This is a genomic window from Ligilactobacillus sp. LYQ139, from assembly GCF_045033025.1.
Taxonomy (GTDB): domain Bacteria; phylum Bacillota; class Bacilli; order Lactobacillales; family Lactobacillaceae; genus Ligilactobacillus.
The window spans coordinates 94,279-114,102 of sequence record NZ_JBJFZW010000004.1; the positions used below are offsets into that span (position 1 = coordinate 94,279).

13 protein-coding genes are annotated in these 19,824 nt (G+C 45.6%); 2 read left to right on the forward strand and 11 right to left on the reverse strand.

The features are described 5' to 3' along the window. Positions 1 to 43 precede the first annotated feature (43 nt). Genes ACI3E1_RS04910 through ACI3E1_RS04920 form a run of 3 tightly spaced genes read right to left on the reverse strand, consistent with a single transcriptional unit; the run spans position 44 to position 7,346 of the window. A complete protein-coding gene (locus tag ACI3E1_RS04910; RefSeq protein WP_405024542.1) occupies positions 44 to 2,647 on the reverse strand; it encodes a YfhO family protein in 2,604 nt (867 codons plus the stop codon). A gap of 34 nt (positions 2,648 to 2,681) precedes the next feature. Next, positions 2,682 to 4,295, reverse strand: coding sequence for a hypothetical protein (locus tag ACI3E1_RS04915; protein WP_405024543.1), 1,614 nt, complete (start codon positions 4,293 to 4,295; stop codon positions 2,682 to 2,684). Between the two features lie 27 nt (positions 4,296 to 4,322). After that, positions 4,323 to 7,346, reverse strand: a complete 3,024-nt coding sequence (locus ACI3E1_RS04920; protein ID WP_405024544.1) for a glycoside hydrolase family 2 TIM barrel-domain containing protein — start codon at positions 7,344 to 7,346, stop codon at positions 4,323 to 4,325. A gap of 152 nt (positions 7,347 to 7,498) precedes the next feature. Between ACI3E1_RS04920 and ACI3E1_RS04925 the strand changes: the two genes are divergently transcribed. Beyond that, positions 7,499 to 7,756 (forward strand): hypothetical protein, encoded by a 258-nt coding sequence (locus ACI3E1_RS04925; protein WP_405024545.1) that lies wholly within the window; start codon positions 7,499 to 7,501, stop codon positions 7,754 to 7,756. Between the two features lie 35 nt (positions 7,757 to 7,791). Here the strand turns inward: ACI3E1_RS04925 and ACI3E1_RS04930 are convergent, their stop codons facing one another. The 5 genes from ACI3E1_RS04930 to mnmE all read right to left on the reverse strand — a co-directional run bounded on the left by ACI3E1_RS04930 (position 7,792) and on the right by mnmE (position 15,963). After that, positions 7,792 to 8,439 (reverse strand): uracil-DNA glycosylase, encoded by a 648-nt coding sequence (locus tag ACI3E1_RS04930; protein WP_405024611.1) that lies wholly within the window; start codon positions 8,437 to 8,439, stop codon positions 7,792 to 7,794. Between the two features lie 401 nt (positions 8,440 to 8,840). Continuing rightward, entirely contained in the window at positions 8,841 to 10,802 is a 1,962-nt protein-coding gene (locus tag ACI3E1_RS04935) for a GH25 family lysozyme (RefSeq protein ID WP_405024546.1), read from the reverse strand. A gap of 154 nt (positions 10,803 to 10,956) precedes the next feature. Further along, positions 10,957 to 12,384, reverse strand: coding sequence for a flippase (locus tag ACI3E1_RS04940; protein WP_405024547.1), 1,428 nt, complete (start codon positions 12,382 to 12,384; stop codon positions 10,957 to 10,959). A 263-nt stretch (positions 12,385 to 12,647) separates the two neighbouring features. After that, complete coding sequence (mnmG, locus tag ACI3E1_RS04945; protein ID WP_405024548.1) at positions 12,648 to 14,555, reverse strand: tRNA uridine-5-carboxymethylaminomethyl(34) synthesis enzyme MnmG; 1,908 nt, start codon at positions 14,553 to 14,555, stop codon at positions 12,648 to 12,650. A gap of 13 nt (positions 14,556 to 14,568) precedes the next feature. Continuing rightward, positions 14,569 to 15,963, reverse strand: a complete 1,395-nt coding sequence (gene mnmE, locus ACI3E1_RS04950) for a tRNA uridine-5-carboxymethylaminomethyl(34) synthesis GTPase MnmE (RefSeq protein ID WP_405024549.1) — start codon at positions 15,961 to 15,963, stop codon at positions 14,569 to 14,571. 196 nt (positions 15,964 to 16,159) lie between these two features. On the opposite strand from mnmE, the gene ACI3E1_RS04955 reads away from it, so the two are divergent. Next, positions 16,160 to 17,137, forward strand: coding sequence for an FAD:protein FMN transferase (locus ACI3E1_RS04955; RefSeq protein ID WP_405024550.1), 978 nt, complete (start codon positions 16,160 to 16,162; stop codon positions 17,135 to 17,137). Positions 17,138 to 17,290: 153 nt separating this feature from the next. On the opposite strand, the gene ACI3E1_RS04960 is transcribed toward ACI3E1_RS04955, so the two are convergent. The 3 genes from ACI3E1_RS04960 to ACI3E1_RS04970 all read right to left on the reverse strand — a co-directional run bounded on the left by ACI3E1_RS04960 (position 17,291) and on the right by ACI3E1_RS04970 (position 19,385). Next, positions 17,291 to 17,665: a hypothetical protein gene (locus tag ACI3E1_RS04960; protein ID WP_405024551.1), complete on the reverse strand. Its 375-nt coding sequence runs from the start codon at positions 17,663 to 17,665 to the stop codon at positions 17,291 to 17,293. A 172-nt stretch (positions 17,666 to 17,837) separates the two neighbouring features. Next, a complete protein-coding gene (locus tag ACI3E1_RS04965) occupies positions 17,838 to 18,401 on the reverse strand; it encodes a redoxin domain-containing protein (protein ID WP_405024552.1) in 564 nt (187 codons plus the stop codon). A 99-nt stretch (positions 18,402 to 18,500) separates the two neighbouring features. Continuing rightward, on the reverse strand, positions 18,501 to 19,385 hold the full coding sequence (locus tag ACI3E1_RS04970; protein WP_405024553.1) for a LysR family transcriptional regulator: 885 nt from the start codon (positions 19,383 to 19,385) through the stop codon (positions 18,501 to 18,503). Positions 19,386 to 19,824 lie beyond the last annotated feature (439 nt).

Below are 19,824 nucleotides of genomic sequence, written 5' to 3' on the forward strand. Positions count from 1 at the left end.
GCCATTATCTCTTACTGATGATACCCAATAATGGCCTTCAAAACTAGCCTTTTCTTTTCTTAAGAACCCCACATTCAACTCCAAGAATAATAATCCCGCTGATTAATCCTAAAATCCCGCTATAAACCTTTGGCACTTGGTAGATAAGTCGAACATCATGCCTTCCAGATGAAACCGGAACTCCCACAAACGTCCCGAGTAATTTCTGCGGTTTAACAGCATGACCATCAACCTTTATATGCCAGCCACTGTCAAACGGGATTGTTAGCATTACCATACTGTTCTTCCATTTACCGGTAGTTTTGAAACTAATCCGTGATCCGTCTACCCGGATACTATTAATTTGTCCCGTACATTGATTACGTAATTGTTGAAATGCTGTTTCATTTTCAACAGCAACATCCGGCAGTAACTGACGGTATTCTGCCCAGATATTATCATGTAGGTGTTTAATCCTGAGCTTAACATTAATAACATTCCCTGATCTAAAATAACCAAGACTGATAATTCCATTCTCGTCATCTTGTATCTGATATAAATTAGCCGTAAGGATTCGTCCATTACAACTAACCCGAACAACTCCGGGATCATTCTGGACGGGAATGTAAAGGTATGCCTGACCAGTATGGGTAGCAACTACATAATAGGTAATGGTATGATTACTGTTATTAATTTTGCGACCCACACGCTGCTCAGAATACATATTCACTTGACGTCCTGCAATCTTATTCCAAATATTATTTTGGAAGAAAAACGGATTATTGTCGATGTTATACGGTTCTGGGGCGCTCGTGGTCTTATTCGACACCTTAAAAGCAAGCGGAAAAACAGTATTACTACGATAGACCTGATTACCACCGCTATGATAAACTTCATTGCGATAGTATGCCGGTTGACGCTTAGCACCAGTTAACCGCAAGCTTTTCGCGGCATAATGAACGTAATACTTTACCCCAAGCAGGTCGTTCATCGCCCTAGTTGCGCCATTATTAAAGTTGCTCCACCGTGTCCATGAATATTTCTGATAATAACCAACCGACGAGAGAAAGTCCGTTTCAAACGTTGGTTGCTGGGAAGTATAATCAGATAACCCGTAATAATTAAACTGTAACGGATCATTATTATTAATCCGTGCGTTAGTGCCAATCCGGTAAAAACTTCCTTTTGATGGGCGAATGACATTAATAACCCGCCCCATTTTCTGTTCTTGCATACTATAAGATGGCCAGTTCAGTCCCCCAGCAACGGTTTGCGATGCAGCGACATAGTTGGCACTTAGAAGGTCTACACAAGCAAGGCCAACTAACGCAATGCTATTCCAACAGAAAGAATATCTGAGAAAAACTGCAAAAATTACCATCAAGATGATGTTTATGCATACTGTATGTAACTGTATAAACGCACCGTGTGTCGCAAACCGAAGAATTCCCATTATGCTAATTAAAATAGCGATACTCCAGTAAACTACCTGCGTTGGCTTAGCTAAGTAATACTGGGCAGTGTAGTACGCTAAAGCAGTAAGCGCAAATACCAAGACAAAAGATTCTCGATGATCATAACCATTTGGCATCGTAAATGCATGCCATATCATATAGGTCGTTTGAAAATGGACGCTAAGCGCAAAAATAAGTAATCCAACTCCACAAATTACCTTCTCACGCCAATTGATTCGGCGCATTAAGAAAAAAGTAACAACAAGAATTACCGTAAGGGTGGTTGTAAAAAGCATCGGGATTTTATTATAAATTCCAGTTTGAGCAGCACTAATCGCACCATTAAATAACCCTAATGGCAATTGCACTAATGGTGATAACGTTTCATTAGTAATAGTAAACGGAGCGGCACTAACTAATTTTTGCGCATGCATACTAGGAAGGAGTGTGAAACACCCAATCAGCAGTCCAGCACTACCAGCAATTAGTAAGATTACTAGCCGCTTAATAACGTATTTAATGGTTGCCCGCTTAATCCACAATTGATATGCTAGCCAACTTATCACCACGAAAACGAGAAAAACCGAAATGATGTAACCCGTATAATAATTAGCAAGTAAGCACGCTCCATAGAGGATTCCAAACCATCCTGGCTTCTCGTCTTCTAATAATCGCTCCAGCGCTAACATTAGCAATGGTAAAAGCATGATTACATCAAACCACATAATGCAAGCGGCATTGGTAACAAAATAAGTTGATAATGCAAGACCAGTACTTAAAATTAAACGGACTGCAACTAACTTAGAAGACACGTTGCATCTGTTTAACCACTTAGAACGTACCAAGTACACATTAGTAAATAACCCCGTTAATCCAGCAACCAAGAGAATGTTTAATTCATAAAATACTGGGATTAACCGAACGGGGAACAACAACGCCAATAAATTAAGTGGCGATGCCAAATAATACGCCCAAACAGTGAAAAAGTTACCGCCAAGACCTAAACTATGAGAATAAATCAAAGCGTGCCAATTACCCCAGTTCTGCCGGAAATAGGCCATGATTGCAATATACTGGTTGACCATATCACCATTATCGTATAACCGGCGGCCAAACGGGTATGCATGACAAACTGCAAAAAGAGCCAACATTATTAACACTGGCAAAATAAATGCGGCTATTTGATTAGTGTGCTTTTTGACCCATTGGTTCATGAATAATTATATCCTCTCTGTACAAATCATGACTCTAATATAACATTCTTCGTCTGTTCTTAACCCAAAACCACAAACAACCAATTAACGTTATCAAAGAGATCCATTGTGCAATTCGCGCTGCTAAAGTATAACGGCTCGTTACCACAATATGCCCTCCCCGCTTGACATGTTTAATCAAAAGCGTGTCACGGAAAGACACCCCACTCGATAAAACCTTTCCGGACGGTTCCTTCGCAAATACACCTTTATACGCTTCAAAGGGCGTATCTAATTCAGACGTAGTAAATTTGGGAACAACCATAACCTGACTAGGAGTAATCTCTATTTCTGGTTGAGTATTATCTTTCCCGTCCATAAAGTTATGTTGGACAATTCCCGTTTCGTTCAACACTGCCTTTTGTAGTTGGTAATCAACAGGTAAGAATAACTTCGGTGGATTACATAAATTTTGACTACTCGTTACTATTATTGATGAATTTGCATAAGCATTAAGTCGCTGTGTTCGGATTACAAATGAACACAGGCTTGCAATAATTAATCCCCCTGCAATCGCATATGAATGCTTTCTTCTCAGAAGCCAACTTACACCGAACAAAAGCAAGAAAATAACCGCCACTTCACCAAATCGCCACGGGAATTGAATAAAATCAGGTAAATGACCAAATAATTTCCAAGGAAATAACTTAGTCATCATTAATGCCAGCACAATCCCTACTATCAAGAATCGCCATTCTACCCGTGATTTTTTTTGCAAAAATAGTCCCGTTACACAAATTAACGTACATAAAACGCCTAGACTAACAATAATATCCCTGTTATTCCCTAACGAATTACTAAGACCGTTAACAATCATCTGCTTAACTGGCAACGCCATATTTGGTAGCCAAGCCTTAAATGGCATTGCCACTCCCAGCTGTTTTTGCTGAATACATGGAATAAGAAAGCCAAGTCCCAAAAGGAACCATAAAATAACTGCTTTAATGAGTTGTTTTACACTTCCCCATTTATTTTTAGAAAACGAATACAAGGCAATAACCTCCAGCGCTCCAGCAACTCCACAAAGCACTAAGGATAAAAGGTGGGAGTACAAAATTAAAGCCATTGCAATAGCGAGCATCATCCACCGCTGTTTATCACATACTATAATTTGATATAATGCGCTTATCATCAAAGGGATAAACGCCATCGCAATAAATTCACCAATGTCAAAACGCCGGTATAGATCGAGAGAACGGTATGTCGTAAAAATATATAGTATCGAAAATGTTAATGCCACTAATTTATCATAGAATATTGACTTACTAGAATAATACGCAATTAATCCAGTCAGGATGTTTATCCAGATAATAAATATCCCCATCCCAATTACCAGGGAGTGTGTTAACCGGACTAGTATATAAGCTGGATATAATGTCAGCCACGGATAAAAATAATTTATTCCATCTCCTATTTGAGCAAAAGTCTTAAAATTAACAGGATGAAACCACACACCACCAAGTCCCAAGACTCGATCTAAATGGATAATAATATCAGAATTTTGATAACTAACTAGGTAGTGTCCGCCTAATGTAACGTAGAATATAGCGGACAACACAACTACTATACCTACAATCCAATATTCGTGTTTACGCGTATCAAATTTCACAAAACTTCCTCCTGATAATTCATACACTTAAATATTTTCCACTCCCTGCAAACTAAACTTCACCACATATTCCTTATCCGCTGGCAACAAGAACTCATCATGTACTGGTGCGCCCCACGAGTCGTCACCGCCAACACCCATCTGAGCCGCAAGCAACCGGACCCACGTGAAGTGCGGGGTTCCCAGTTCTTCTTGGTGAAGGGCGTTTTCTAGTTCGTATTCACTGTACGGGAGAACGGCACTTTCTAGGGTCGCGCCTTCATTCTCAATCCGAAGTCCAAGTCCCTGATCATCCGTCACCTCTAACCACCGGGTACCCCGGTGATTCCCCGTTTCTTGTGGAACAAGGTACGGTGCAAGGTTTTGTCGGGCCGTCCCGGAGTAGATTCCCAACTTAACCCCATTGTCCCGGTCAACGTAGTTTTCATCCGGTCCTAAACCGTAGAACCGGTAATTATGGTAACGGGCATGCATCTTAAGGTCCATCCCGTATGCTGGAATGCTTGGTAATCCCGGAGCACCGTGGTACGTTGCCGTTACGTGCACCGCCCCGTCCGCTGTCACCCGGTACTGAACCGTATTGAGGGCTTCGTCCGCTAGTGGTAACTGAAACGTAAACGTTACGGTTACATCATGATCTGCTTCAACAACCTGCGTGTCAATTAATTTCTGGAACTTTCCAGCTTGTAACCATAATCCCCGCTCAAAGCCCTGACCAGCCCCGCGGTCATTGTCCGTCATTGCCCGCCAGAACGTCGTTTGCGGGGTGCGCGCAATCATTTCCCGGCCGTTGTACCGGTACGAACAAATCCCGCCTTCTGCTTTTGATAACAGCACACTGAAGTTTTCGCCCCGAATACCAACGTTCACGTCGCCGTTAATTACTTCAAGGTCACCAAAAATTACCTTCGCCGGTTGCTCCTTTTGAACCGTCATCTGCGCAAAGGCCAGCTCATGACCAATTTCCGCCCACTGTGCGTAGTAGTTCAAGTGTGCAGACACTTCGAAAACGTACTCGCCGCCTTCATAGAGCTCCGGCCAATCAACGGCGCATTCTCCCGTTGTTCCGGGCTGAACATTAAGGAGATACTGGTTAGCCCACATTTCTTCACCCTCATGAAGAACACGCACATCAAATACTAATCCCTGCGTATCCTTGAAGAGGTTTTTGTTTGTTACCGTAAAGCCCTGTTCGTTAACGGTCAGCTTAATATTGGAATAAAGCTGCTTAACCTCCGCCGCTTCGGGTGACGGCGTCCGGTCAGCAAAGACAATCCCATCCCCAGAAAATTCATAATCAGTCGGGCGGTCGTCAAAATCCCCACCATATGCAAGAACCTTCTCGCCCTGATCATTTTGCCGAAGGATTGCCTGGTCAACAAAATCCCAGATAAACCCGCCTTGGTACTGGGCGTACTGATCTTCCAGGTCGGTATAGAGCTTCATCCCCCCGGTTGAGTTTCCCATTGAATGCATGTATTCACATGAAATGTACGGTTTTTGCGGGTGGTTTTCCAGGTACTCCTTAATTTCTGCCGGTTTAGCGTACATCCGACTTTCCATGTCAGAAATCTGCTCATACCTCCGATTCCAGAAGACCCCCTCATAATGAACGAGCCGCGAATCATCGTAATGGTGGAAGTACTGTGTCATTCCAAGGATATCCGTCCCAGCGTATGACTCGTTTCCGCACGACCAAATCAAAATCGACGGGTGATTCTTATCACGCTGCATCATCGAATTAGCGCGGTCAATTACGTTTTCAGCCCACTCTTCCTGATCACCCGGAACGTTCCATTCTGGGTCACACTTTCCGAGCTTTTGCCAAGAGCCGTGGCTTTCCAGGTTTGTTTCGTCAATCACGTATAACCCGTATTCGTCACACAATTGGTACCAGTACGAGTTATTCGGGTAGTGGGATGTCCGAACCGCGTTAATGTTATGCTGCTTCATAAACTTAACGTCGGCTTCCATCTGTTCCTTAGTAACGGCATGCCCCCGCCGGTAATCAAATTCATGGCGGTTAATTCCCTTAAAAACAATCCGCTTATTATTCAGGCACATAATGTGGTTTTTCATTTCAAACTTCCGGAAACCGACCCGGGTAGTAACCACCTCAAGCTGCTCTTCGCCCCGAGCAACCTCAATTACCAACCGGTATAACCGCGGATCCTCAGCACTCCACAGGTTGACTTGCTTGAGCTTAACCATCATCTGAATTCGTTCCTTGGCTGGCAATTCGTATTGCCAAACCGGCTGCCGGTCGTCGCTTACCAGTAAAAAGCGCAAAGTAACGTCGTCCGTTGCACCTCCCAGCTTCAAATCAAGGTTTAACCGTCCTTTCGTGTACGTTTCATCGAGGTCCGGTTTAGCAAAAAGATCCATGACATGCGTATCCGGCACCGCGTACAGGAAAACATCCCGGAAAATTCCGGATAACCGCCACATATCCTGATCCTCAATCCAGCTAGCACTGGAATATTTGTATACTTCTACTGCAAGTTTATTGTCCCCTTCCTTAAGGTATTGGGTTACTTCGAACTCACTAGGGGTAAACGAATCTTCGCTATAGCCTACAAAGTGACCGTTCAGCCACACGTACATGGCCGTTTGCACCCCTTGAAAGGAGATAAACGTCCGTTTCCCCTTCAATCCATTAGCCACCCGAAAGGTTTTTACGTAACTTGCAACCGGATTATCCGCCATTGAAACGTACGGGGGCCGCAGGTTCTCCTTCCCATCCCAGGGGTACTGGGTATTTACGTACTGCGGCTTACCAAAACCTTCCATTTCAAGGTTGCTTGGAACGCGGACAGTATCAAACCCACTGCAATCAAAATCTGGTTGATAAAATTCCTTTGCCCGGAGTGCCGGACCATTTACCCAGGAAACCCGCCATACACCGTTAAGGCTTTGCTTTAAACTCGACTTATCGTGGACGGCCTCCTCCTGATTCTGGTAAAAATCAAAATCCGCGTGAGCCGCTACCCGGTTCACCGCAAACACCGTTGGATCCGTTAACCAGTCTAATGTTGGTTCCGTTGCGTTCATGTAAACTCCTCCTAATGCACTGCATTATTCTCTTCTACACTCATTATTGCCAGGAAAATCCCTTCCCTGTCATTATACCAAACCACTCCTCATTCCCCACGATCACAAATTAATGTACAATAAAACTAGATTATTTCCGGGGGAATATTTCCATGAAACACTTAAAACGCAACCTAATTCTTATTACAGGATTTACCATGATTTTAGCGGTTCTTTCCGTAATGGCAACCATTATCGTCACGCTGCTTACCCCTAAAAAAGGGGTCATCCTTGGCGCCATGTTTATTACCTTTTTGGCCCTCACCGCTTTTTTTACGGCTGTGACGGTAGATGTCCAGGTTATTCGGTGGTTGCGCCGAACGCAGAAAGAGAATAACCAGGTAAATAATAGGACTTCTAATGATAAATAACTAATCCCCGCTGGATAGAAATCCGCGGGGATTAGTTATTTACCGGTCGCAACGTACCTTGCAACCCGCCGCCAGTCTGCCTCAATTTGGGGCTGAAGTTTACGGTTGTAAAACACTGCTGCGGGATGAAACAAAGGAATCACCGCTGTCGGGCAGGCTGCCCGTTCGTATTTTCCGGTTAACCGGTTAGCTGCCCGTTGCAACGGTTGCATAAAGAGTTGACCGTGAACCGTTCCGACGGTATAACGGGATCCCAGTAACCGTTGAAGAGCAGTATTCCCGACAGTTGCAATTAACTGCGGGGCAACCTGATCCACTTCCCAGTCAAAAACCGGCGCAAACGCTCGCACTTCTCGCTTAGTCGGGGGGCGGTTAGGCCGTTTTTCAACGACCTGTCCACTCCGTTTGTCCCGAACGTGCTTGATCGCATACGGTCGACTCCGCACCACACTTGTAATGTATACGTCATCCCGATTAAGGCCGATTGTTGCTAATGATTTTGTTAATTCTTTTCCTGCCGCCCCACAAAACGGAACGTGCGTTTCAATTTCGGTTCTTCCGGGAGCCTCTCCCACAACCATTAGTTGCGGGTGGCATGGCCCCCGCCCAGTCACTAAACCTTCAAGTTGCTGTCCTGCTAGCTCTGCATTAACCCGCTGAATTAGCTTATCAGGATACCTCATTTTCATCCCTATTCCTCCGTTCGCCCAGCTTCTTCCCTACCATACCATGCTTTTCCTAAGAACGGTTCTTAAAATCGCCGTCCTTTTTAAGGATTTTACCCATACTATTCTTAAAAAGAGCAGCAAAAACTTACTTGATTATCATCAGGTTTTCAAGACAACCCCGTTATTCACTTGATAAAATGCAGGTGAAATCAAGGAAGGAGCTGTTTTCCCATAACATTAATTACTGAAGTAATGGATACGTTTGTTCGGTGTGCAGGCGCTCTGCCGCAAGAACCAATTAACCAGGCAGCAACGATCGCCAAGGAAAAGGAGTGCCGGAAGTAATGGCTGATGATAATAATAAACGCCCGTAGCGGATAAGAATTACCGCTACGGGCGTTTATTATTTTTTCTTACTAAACAAGGTTTCCTAAACCATCATAGTAAACAGCTTTGTTCTTATCCGCCAAATAGACATATTTATTCTTAGCTTGCGCACCAGTCTGCGGATCAAAGTACTGCCAGTGACCGTTGATGTACTGTTCACCGTAAACCATATTACCTAGCCCATCGTAGTAGACTTCTTCGTTCTTATCGCTCAGCCATACGTACCGGTTCTTGGCTTGCGCGCCAGTCTGCGGGTCAAAGTATTGCCAGTGACCATTAATGTATTGTTCACCATGAACCATGTTCCCTAACCCATCGTAGTAAACTTCTTCGTTCTTATCGCCCAGCCATACGTACTGGTTCTTGGCTTGCGCGCCAGTCTGCAGATCAAAGTACTGCTGCTGACCATCAATAGTTTGTTCGCCGTAAACCATGTTACCTACGCCGTCATAGTAAACTTCCTCATTCTTGTCACTCAGCCATACATAACGGTTCTTCGCCTGTGCGCCAGTCTGCGGGTCAAAGTACTGCCGATGGCCATTAATGGTCTGCTCGCCATAAACCATGTTGCCCATACCATCATAGTAGACTTCCTCATTCTTATCGTCTAACCATACATACTGGTTCTTAGCTTGCGCGCCGGTTTGCGGATCGAAGTATTGCTGGTGACCATTAATGGTCTGCTCACCATAAACCATGTTGCCCATACCATCATAGTAGACTTCCTCATTCTTATCGTCTAACCATACATACTGGTTTTTAGCTTGTGCGCCAGTTTGCGGATCAAAGTATTGCCAATGGCCGTTAATACATTGTTCACCATGAACCATGTTCCCCTGAGCATCATAATAAACTTCAATATTCTGCCCGGAAATCCACTCATAACCCTGAGAATGTTGCGCAGTGTTTTGCGTCTGCATCGGCAGCACGTTTACACTAGAATCAACGTTCATTCCCTTCCAGTTATCAGTGTACTGCCACATGATAACCCCATCAGTACTTGGAAAATAATTAAAATCAGGACCATCAACTGCTGCCGTCGTTGGATATGATGCGATCCATAGACAATTTCCAAACCGGCCAGTAATTGCGCTTAAATTAAGGTTGGTCTTCATGTAATATGCCCCAGAATATAGAAGTGGAATGTACCCAGCATCCTTAATTCGTTGCATGAATTCAATAACCGCACTTGTATTGGCATTAACGTCCCCACTTGCGTATTGTTCGTAGTCACATGCCAGGTACGTCCCCTTAGGTAACCCTACTTGCTGAGCGGCAGCAATGGCATGGGCCGCCTCAGCGTCAGCCGCGCCAGAATTTCCCCCAAACGTTGCGTAGTGGTACCCCTGCGTCATCATTCCGTTTGCTTCTGACGAACTAATCTGGCCAGCAGCATTAGGATTTACGTATCCCGTTCCTTGCGAAACCTTAACGATTGAGAACGTTGCTCCTGCCTGTGCGTACGAAGACATGTCCGTTCCCTGGTAACTTGAAACGTCAACCCCTAAGCTCCGGTTAGAAACCACGCCTGCTGAAAAGCAAGTCATGTTGTAAATATTTGCATTCTGGTTTTCCCGAAGTGTATTCTTTCCATTATCTAGAATTTGCTGATTGGTAGCCTCTTGCGTTGCCGTGATATTCGTCTGAGGAGTATCATTCTTCTCTTGACTTTGTTCATTTGCCGCCTTTGTTGCTGGTTGGGATGAAGCTGAACTTAACTGCGCATCCTTCTGTTGGGTAGAAGCACTTGCTCCGGTCGTTGCCGAAGAACTACTTGCTGCGGTCGCCGGTGTGTTCCGCAAAACAACTGTCCGGGAAGATTGAGCCACTGGCGTTGTTGTTGATTGCGTTGTTGCCGTTGCGGGTGCATCCGCCTTTACCCGGTGATTACCAACAGTAACCGTTCCAATCGTCGCTACTGCCGTAGTAATTCCCGCAATTACCCACTGCTTGCCACTTTTATACATCTTAAAATGCTTTTTCTTTTCCATGGTAACCTCCAAATAAATATCCTGAAGGCATTATGAAAGAAGCACTGCTTTTTTGTCAATTTAAAATCAACATTGTTATCCGTTTTTTAACCTTCCCTAAATAAAAAGCCGAATGATTTTCTCATTCGACACATAATTATTAGTTATTAACAAATCAATCGGCCCGCCGTTGCTTTATCAAAGCAACGGCTTCCCGCACAATTGCTGGATGTAAAAGAATGACCAAGACAACATAAATTACCGCGCCTAGGATGATCTCGATTGCAAAGTGAATTATTCCAGGTGTTAACGTATAGTTAAGGTAGAACACTGGAACAAACATTCCAGCTCCAGCTAGCAAATACTTCCACACGTTTTTAAACATTGCCTGGAACCGAACAATGTGGCGAATCGACCATAACTGATAACTTGTTACCACGATTTCTGATAACACGGTTGAAACCATTGCCCCGTTTAGCCCCCAGGTCTTGATTAGGAAAAAATTTGCACAAATATTAAATAACGATCCTGCAATAATCGACACCGTATACGGCCGAACCCGGTTAGTCGGAACCAAGAATTGCGTCCCAATGACATTACTCCACCCGATTACAAGAAGGACAACCGATTCAATCACCATCGCAGGACCAACCGGTTGAAATCCCTTCCCGTAAAACCACGGCCCAAGGCGCAAGCTAACCGCCGCCACCCCAAAGAACATCGCAGTACACAGCAGACTCATGGCATCAAACGACTTATACAGGAGTTCATTAATTTTCTCCTGGTTCCCCTTCGCAAACTCAGCTGCCACGTGGGGCAGCATTACAACTCCCAATGCCGTTGCAACCGACAATACCATTTTAATTACTTGATCAGAGTTATAGTAATACCCCGAATAAGTTGCACCAATCATTACCCCAAGCATTGTTTTATTTAACTGAACATAAATTTGGGTTGCAATAGTCGGAATAAATAAACTGATTGTTGGCCCGATGTGCCGCAAAGGACGAAGATCATGAAGTCGAACCGGTCGAAGAATCCGTCTCATATGCGGCCACAGGGTAAGATTACCCGCCAGATTAGAGCCAGCAACAATTAATATATATAATCCAACATCATGGATATTTCGAACCAGCGTAAAAATCAAAACAACGGACAGTAACCGAACAACCGTATTCTTAACAGCCGTTCGCTTAAAATCCTCGAGCCCCATATAAGCCCACGAAATATCAAACGCAACCCCGACAATATTAATCGCTTGAATTGCTAAAAAGTAAACGTACTTATTGTATGTCCTAACAAAAAGAAAGAAAATTATCAACGACACCATCGTCATAATAATCTTCACAATTTGAATTTCCCAGAAAACTTGTGATAATTTTCTCGGGTTTTCCCGTACATACGCAATTTCCCGGTTCCCGTACGTCTCGATTCCTAATCCAGCTAACAGCACAAAGTACTGCACAATTGAATTTGTGTACGCATTAATTCCCACCCCCCCGGCGTGTAAAACCCGGCTAATGTAGGGAGCCGTAACAAACGGGACAATTAATACTAAAAGCTGATAGCCCGCATTGTACAGAAAATTTTTAATGACCTTCATTTTAATTCACCGTGACCGTTCAATTAATTCACCCTATAATTTAGCACATTTTAATTCACTGGCGGTAATATAGTTTGCTTATTTTTTATTTAAGGTAATTTCCCGGGAAATATTTTGGCTTAATAAGTAAACGCATACCAAAGTTAAAAATAACCATAACGCAAGCTACAAAACTCACGGCTGGTGCATTCCTTCTCAGTTCGGTTATTTGTATCCAGCGAACGTAAAAAGGCTAGGACTGCTGTCCCAACCTTTATTCCTTACTATTCTGCTGGTAACTTATCAATCTTTCCCTGTTCGATGTACACCGCTAAAATCGACAGGTCTGCTGGATTAACCCCACTAATTCGACTGGCTTGAGCCATTGTTTCGGGCCGAATCTTATCGAACTTTTGCCGCGCTTCGGTTGCTAGTCCCTCAATCGCATCATAATTGATCCGGTCCGGAATCTTCTTGGCTTCCATCTTCTTTAACTTCTCAACGTTCCGTTCTTCCTTTTTGATATACCCTTCATACTTGAACTGGATTTCAACTTGTTCAATTTCCCGCCGTTTTAACGGTGTTTCAGGTGCCGGAATGAATTGAAGTAAGTCCCGATACGTTACCTCTGGCCGCCGAAGGAAATCAGCCGCTAACACGGCATCCTTCAACGGATGAGCACCGTGGGCTTTCAAAAATTCATCAACTTCCTTTCCCGGTTTAATCCGCAGACGGCGCAGCCGGTCCTTTTCAGCAGCAATCGTTGCCCGCTTCTGTTTAAACCGGGCGTACCGTTCCTCGTTAATTAAACCAAGTTCATACCCAAGGTCAGTTAAGCGTAAATCCGCATTATCGTGGCGGAGAAGTAGCCGGTATTCCGCCCGGGAAGTTAACAACCGGTACGGTTCGTTCGTTCCCTTCGTTACCAGGTCATCAATCATAACACCGATATATGCCTCACTCCGTTTAAGGACAACTTCGCTTTTCCCAAGTGCGTGCCGTCCCGCATTAATTCCGGCAATCATTCCCTGACCGGCAGCCTCTTCGTACCCGGAAGTTCCGTTTGTCTGACCGGCTGTATATAACCCCTTCACTAACTTTGTTTCCAGGGTTGGGCGTAACTGGTAGGGTTCAATAATGTCATACTCAATGGCGTAACCGGGACGCATCATTTGGGCGTGGTGCATTCCTTGGATTCCGTGGATCATCTCCTGCTGGACCTCTTCGGGCATTGAGGTGGACAATCCTTGAACGTACACTTCATCCGTGTTGCGGCCTTCAGGTTCTAAGAAAAGTTGATGTCGGGTTTTATCGGCAAACCGCACCAATTTATCTTCGATTGACGGGCAATACCGCGGGCCGACCCCCTTAATCACCCCCGAAAACATTGGGGCCCGATCAAAGTTATCGCGAATAATCTGATGGACTTCCGGGTTAGTGTACGTTAACCAACACGATAACTGCTGGGAAACAGGAAGGTAGTCTTCATCCGGCGTTGTAAAACTAAAGTGGTTGGGCGTTGCATCCCCCGGTTGTTCTTCCGTCTCATCATAGTCAATGGTGTTCCCGTCAATCCGCGGCGGGGTCCCCGTCTTAAACCGTTTTAGGCTGAAACCGAGTTTCTCTAAGTTGCCGGATAACTTCTCAGCAGGTTTCGTGTTATTTGGCCCTGATGAATAGGATAATTCGCCAATAAAAATCTTTCCGCGGGCCGCTGTTCCCGTTGTTAAAACAACCGCCTTAGCGCCGTACTTAGCACCGGTATTCGTAATAACGCCCTTAACCGTTCCGTCTTCAACAATCAGGTCGTCCACTACTGCCTGGCGAAGCGTCAGGTGCTCCTGCCGCTCAAGGGTATGTTTCATCTCGATCGAGTATTGCCGCTTATCTGCTTGGGCGCGGAGTGCCTGGACGGCTGGACCCTTCCCGGTATTCAACATCCGCATTTGGACGTAGGTCTTATCAATGTTTCGGCCCATTTCGCCCCCTAGGGCGTCAAGTTCCCGAACCACAATTCCCTTCGCTGGTCCCCCCACCGACGGGTTACACGGCATAAAGGCAACCATCTCAAGGTTAATCGTAATTAACAACGTTTCGTTTCCCATGCGCGCTGCCGCTAGTGCCGCCTCACATCCTGCGTGACCGGCACCAACTACGATTACATCATAGTTTCCGCCATCATATAACTTCATGTTCTTTCCCCCGTTACTTTCCTAAACAGAACTTACTAAAGAGTTCATCCAAGAGCTCATCCGTATAACTATCACCAGTAATTTCTCCCAACAGATCCCAACAATGAGTAAGGTCAATCTGGACCAAGTCAACTGGCATCCCATTCGCAATTCCCGTTAACACGTCATCAAGGGCCTGTTCCGCCTGGTTCAACAACGCGATGTGCCGGTCGTTAGTAACCATCACCGTTGTCTGGGAATTCTCAATTCCGCCGAAGAAAAGTTCCTGAATTTTATCCTCCAAAGCCGTTAAGCCATCATTTTGTAACACGGAGATTGACATTACTGGATCATCACCGCTTAATTGCTGGATGGTATCGCGCTCGATTTGCTGGGGGAGATCCGTCTTATTTAACAGAATGATCCGCTTCTTTCCCTGCGTAAACTGCAGTAAATCCCGATCTTCGGTGGTTAAGGGTTCGCTTGCGTTTAGCACCACAATTACAAGATCGGCGCGTTGAATTGCCTGCTTCGACCGCTCAACCCCAATTTTTTCAACCTTATCATCCGTTGCGTGGATCCCAGCCGTATCAATCAACTTTAACGGGACTCCGTGGACGTTGACGTATTCTTCAATCACGTCCCGGGTGGTTCCGGCAACATCGGTCACAATCGCCTTATCCTCATGTAAAAGGTAATTCAGCAAACTTGATTTCCCGACATTTGGCCGCCCAACAATTGCCGTAGCAAGACCATCCCGCAAAACCTTTCCTTGCTGGGCAGTTGCCAGCAATTCCTTAATTTTTTGCCGAACACTGATTGCGTGGTCATGCATGAGCTTCGTTGTGACCGTTTCAACGTCATCGTATTCTGGATAATCAATATTAACCTCAACCTCAGCCAGTACATCCAGAATCTCCTGCCGAAGGGCTCGAATCCGCGTGGCTAAGTTACCGTCCAGTTGTCCGAGCGCTACTTGCCGCGACCGGTCCGTTTTTGCGGTGATCATATCCATCACGGCTTCCGCCTGCGAAAGGTCAATCCGCCCGTGTAAGAAGGCACGTTTGGTAAACTCTCCCGGTTCCGCCAGCCGCGCCCCGTTTGTCAATGCCAGCTGAAGAATTCGGTTTGTCGGAACGATTCCGCCATGACAATTAATTTCCACGATGTCTTCCCGGGTAAACGTCCGGGGCGCTCGCATTACTGACACCAACACCTCGTCGATTTCCTCGTGCGTCTTTGGATCAACAATGTGACCGTAGTTAATTGTATGGGTTGGCACCTGCCGGAGGTCCTTTCCCCGGAATAACTTAGTCACTAATTCGACGGCATCATCCCCACTAACCCGCACGATCGAGATGGCTCCTTCACCTGGTGGCGTGGCAATCGCTGCAATCGTATCGTATTCTGTTGCCTTTGCTAACGGCATCTTCATTCCTCCTTGCCATAAAAAAAGTGCTTTCGTCCACACTCCGCCCCTGCGAAAACTTGTGGATAAAGCACTTTGACTACTTTACCGGTCTAATATTTACGCCGTTTATTATACCCCGTTTCCCCCACCTGTCAATTTTCTAAGTCCGCGAAATGATATAATGACACCATGAACTTATAGGGGGAACACGCAAATGACAGTCACTGAAAATACATGGCGGGCAACCACCCCGGCCATTCCAGGTGTCCGGCGCCGCCAAATTCAAAAACAATACTTTGCCCTTGGCACCCAAATCGAGCTAACCGCTTTTGGCACGGCAGCCGAAGCCGACCTAGATGATGCGTACCACCTCATCCAGGGGTATGAAGATCGGTTAACCGTTAACCGCGACCACTCCGAACTCATGAGCGTCAATCACGCTGCGGGGGACCATCCAGTTCAGGTTAGCGCCAGCACGTACGCTCTTACTAAACTCGCCGTGGCAGTAAGCCGGGAAAACTGCGGCTTTAACGCCGCAATCGGACCTCTCGTCAAACTCTGGCGGATTGGTTTTTCAGGGGCCAACGTTCCCTCAGAAACGGCAATCAAAAAGCACCAAGCACTATGTGATCCTAAAAACATTCTGCTTGACGATGACAACCTTACAGTCTTCTTGACTAAGCATGGGATGGAGCTTGACCTCGGGGGAATTGCGAAGGGCTACATTGCGGACCGTATCCGGGACCTCTGGCGCTCCCGCGGAATCCAATCCGGCATGATTAACCTTGGCGGCAATCTTTTAACAATGGGCCCGTGTCCCCTTCATCCTGATGGCTTATGGCGAATTGGGGTCCAAGACCCCGTCAAAGCCCGAGGGCGCGTAGTGGCCACTGTCCACCACGCCGCGTGTTCTGCAGTTACATCTGGCATTTATGAACGCTACCTCAAGAAGGATGGGCACACCTATCACCATATTATTGATCCCCGGACAGGTCACCCACTAGAAACCTCCGTTGCGGGGGTTACCGTTTTTACCCGGGATTCTGTTATCGGTGAAATTGAATCAACCCGGTTATTTTTTGCCGGACATGCTCCTAAAGGATGGGGGCAAAACAACCCCGCCATTTATGGTGCCGTTTTCGTTTACCAGGATCACCACGTTGAGCGGGTGGGATTTACGAATGAACCCTAATCGAATAACAAGAGGTTGTGACACAAGTCGCAACCTCTTTATTATCTTCACATAATTAGGTTCCAAAACAAGCGAGCTAAGTGGACGTTCGCACCTCTGGATCTTTGTTTCGTGATTTATTCGCTTCCTGTCCTCTTGATCCACCTTGTTTTCCTAACCGAGCCGTTGCTGTAAAGCAGCAATTAACTTTAATAAGATCTGTTGAAGATGATCATCATGGAAATAATAGTACCCGTCTTCTTCCTTGGTAAAATAGTGCATCTCCATCTTCTTACTAAAATCCCACATTGCTTTTTCCCGGACCTTAAGGGGAACATCCCGCATCATGTCCATGATCGGCTTTCCCTGCATTACAGGAACAATGTTGAGCTGATCATATAAATCCTCTGCCTGGTTTGCCTTGATAATTTTCTTAAGGGGAATAACCACCTTATTATATGCTCCCTCAGTTTCCGTCCGCTTAAACGCCGGCAATTCAGTTACCTGATCAGCAAGCTCCGTTAACCGGGTTAAATCTTCCTTTGCCATCCATACTTCCCTCTTTCTCAGGCTATTTCCGCGGAAATAATCCCGTCATTCGTACTTTAATTCTAACATTGATGATGTTTTTCCGGCAAACTGCTCAAAATAAGGGAAAAGGCTAGTTACCCGAAGGCAACAAAAAACCGCAACTTTCGTCACGGTTTTTTTAACACAATGTTTATAACTTCCCTACTAAGTCCATTCCCGGCTTAAGGGTCTTGTCACCCGGATGCCAATTTACCGGGCAAACCTGATCGCCGTACTTCCGAACAAACTGTGCGGCCTGAAGCGTCCGCAAAATTTCATCCACGCTCCGGCCAATCGCCATGTTATTTACCGTGTATGACTGGATCTTTCCGTCAGGGTCAATGATAAAGACCCCCCGGTATGCTTGCCCAGCCTCTTCGTCAAGGACATCAAACTGCCGGGCCAGTTTCCCAGCCGGGTCAGCAAGCATTTTATACTGAATCTTCCCAATTTCTGGCGAGGCATCTGCCCACGCCTTGTGAACAAATTCAGTGTCCTCTGAAATCGTGTAGATTTCAGCCCCCGCCTGCTTAAACTCCTCGTACTTATCCTGAAGTGCTTCTAGCTCTGTTGGACAAATAAACGAAAAATCCGCCGGATAAAACAGGAAAATAGCCCACTTTCCTAAGACGTCTTGTTTCGTAACGTCCATGGTTTCACCTTGCTGGTATGCAGTTACTTTAAAATCATCAATTTCCTTATCGATGTAGTTCATTATCTCACCCCATTAGAAACTTAATTCATTGATAGTATACCGCCAAAAAGTCAATGATTAAAGCGTTTTGCTCGATAATTCAGAATTATTCCAACCAAGTTATTCCTGATACTGTTGCTTTAAAAACCGCCACAAATCGTCCGCAGCAGCCGTATGCTCTCCGGTAGGCCGAATAAAATATAACCCCAAAGCGATATTATGCGGAACCGAAATCACCTGAACGTTGGCGTTCGGCCGGTTGACAACGGATTTCCGCATTAATAACCCAACTCCTTCGCCGTTCCGCACTGCCTGCAAAATAAGGTCAACCCGGTGCTGCGGCCGTAACTCCCGTGGCTGGGCATCATTTTGGGCACACACCTTCAACGCTCCATCATATAGCCCCGTTGCCTGATCTAACGTGTACAACGGTTCATCCTGAACGTCTTTTAGGGTGAGATCCGGGCGGTGAGCCCACCGCCCATCCTTAGCAGTAACCAAAACATACTCGTCATCATCCACGGAAATATACTCGAACCTGTTATCCCTACAATTCTTAAAAATCCGGGTAAACATGATGTCCCCCGGATCAGTTACATTTTGCGGGTTAAAAATATGCTTCGTTGTTTCCCGGAACCGGGCATTAACAACTGGGTGCTCCCGAAGGAAGTGGGTCACCCGGTCAAAAGCAGCGTAGTTAAGCATGGTAGGGATCGTAATTAGGTAGAGTTCATGGTCCCGCTGGTTCCTTAATCGATGCATTTGTTTTTCAACCCGCTGGTAATCAACCAGGAACCGCTGCACGGCAGGGTAAAGCGCCTGGCCGCTTCCCGTTAACCGTACTGCTTCAACCTCCCGCTCAAAGAGGGGGGCGCCTAATTGATCCTCAAACTCACGAATTTGTTCCCGTACCGCAGTTACGCTCATTTGTAGCTGCGCGGCTGTTTCCGGGTAACTTTTCGTTTTCGCAAGCGTTGCAAAAAGTGTTAGCTTCTGGATATCCAATTAATCTCATTCCTTTATCTCGTTTAGTTTGAATTAGCTTTCTAGTTTACGAAGCTATTCTTCCCCCTTATGATATGGAATTTTATAGAAAGCTGCAATTATTACTAGAAATAAAAAGAACGTGATGGAAAACACCTTCTCCATCACGCGCTCTTCGAACCTATTTACCCTGTGCAACTGCCAGCAATGCCTCCAGCGCTTCCTGGTAACTGCACCCTTGTTGGTCCATAATTTGCCGCGCAAGCTCCGCCGCCGATGTGTGTGCCGAGATTACCACGTTAATCCCTCCATCCGTCCATTTATCCGAACACATGTTTCCGTTTCGGAACTACGTGTCCTATTCTAACGCGTTCCCTTACTACTGAACACCCCTTAATTTTAACTCTAAAAATTTACTTGACAGCGAATTAAGCGTGCTTTGGCAGTCCGTCTTCACTCT

Bases quoted from the DNA above. Each gene is read 5' to 3' on its own strand.
- ACI3E1_RS04955 (WP_405024550.1), top strand. From the start codon at position 16,160: ATGACAGTCACTGAAAATACATGGCGGGCAACCACCCCGGCCATTCCA.
- mnmE (WP_405024549.1), bottom strand. From the start codon at position 15,963: ATGCCGTTAGCAAAGGCAACAGAATACGATACGATTGCAGCGATTGCC.
- ACI3E1_RS04940 (WP_405024547.1), bottom strand. From the start codon at position 12,384: ATGAAGGTCATTAAAAATTTTCTGTACAATGCGGGCTATCAGCTTTTA.
- ACI3E1_RS04910 (WP_405024542.1), bottom strand. From the start codon at position 2,647: ATGAACCAATGGGTCAAAAAGCACACTAATCAAATAGCCGCATTTATT.
- ACI3E1_RS04920 (WP_405024544.1), bottom strand. From the start codon at position 7,346: ATGAACGCAACGGAACCAACATTAGACTGGTTAACGGATCCAACGGTG.
- mnmG (WP_405024548.1), bottom strand. From the start codon at position 14,555: ATGAAGTTATATGATGGCGGAAACTATGATGTAATCGTAGTTGGTGCC.
- ACI3E1_RS04930 (WP_405024611.1), bottom strand. From the start codon at position 8,439: ATGAGGTATCCTGATAAGCTAATTCAGCGGGTTAATGCAGAGCTAGCA.
- ACI3E1_RS04935 (WP_405024546.1), bottom strand. From the start codon at position 10,802: ATGGAAAAGAAAAAGCATTTTAAGATGTATAAAAGTGGCAAGCAGTGG.
- ACI3E1_RS04965 (WP_405024552.1), bottom strand. From the start codon at position 18,401: ATGAACTACATCGATAAGGAAATTGATGATTTTAAAGTAACTGCATAC.
- ACI3E1_RS04960 (WP_405024551.1), bottom strand. From the start codon at position 17,665: ATGGCAAAGGAAGATTTAACCCGGTTAACGGAGCTTGCTGATCAGGTA.
- ACI3E1_RS04925 (WP_405024545.1), top strand. From the start codon at position 7,499: ATGAAACACTTAAAACGCAACCTAATTCTTATTACAGGATTTACCATG.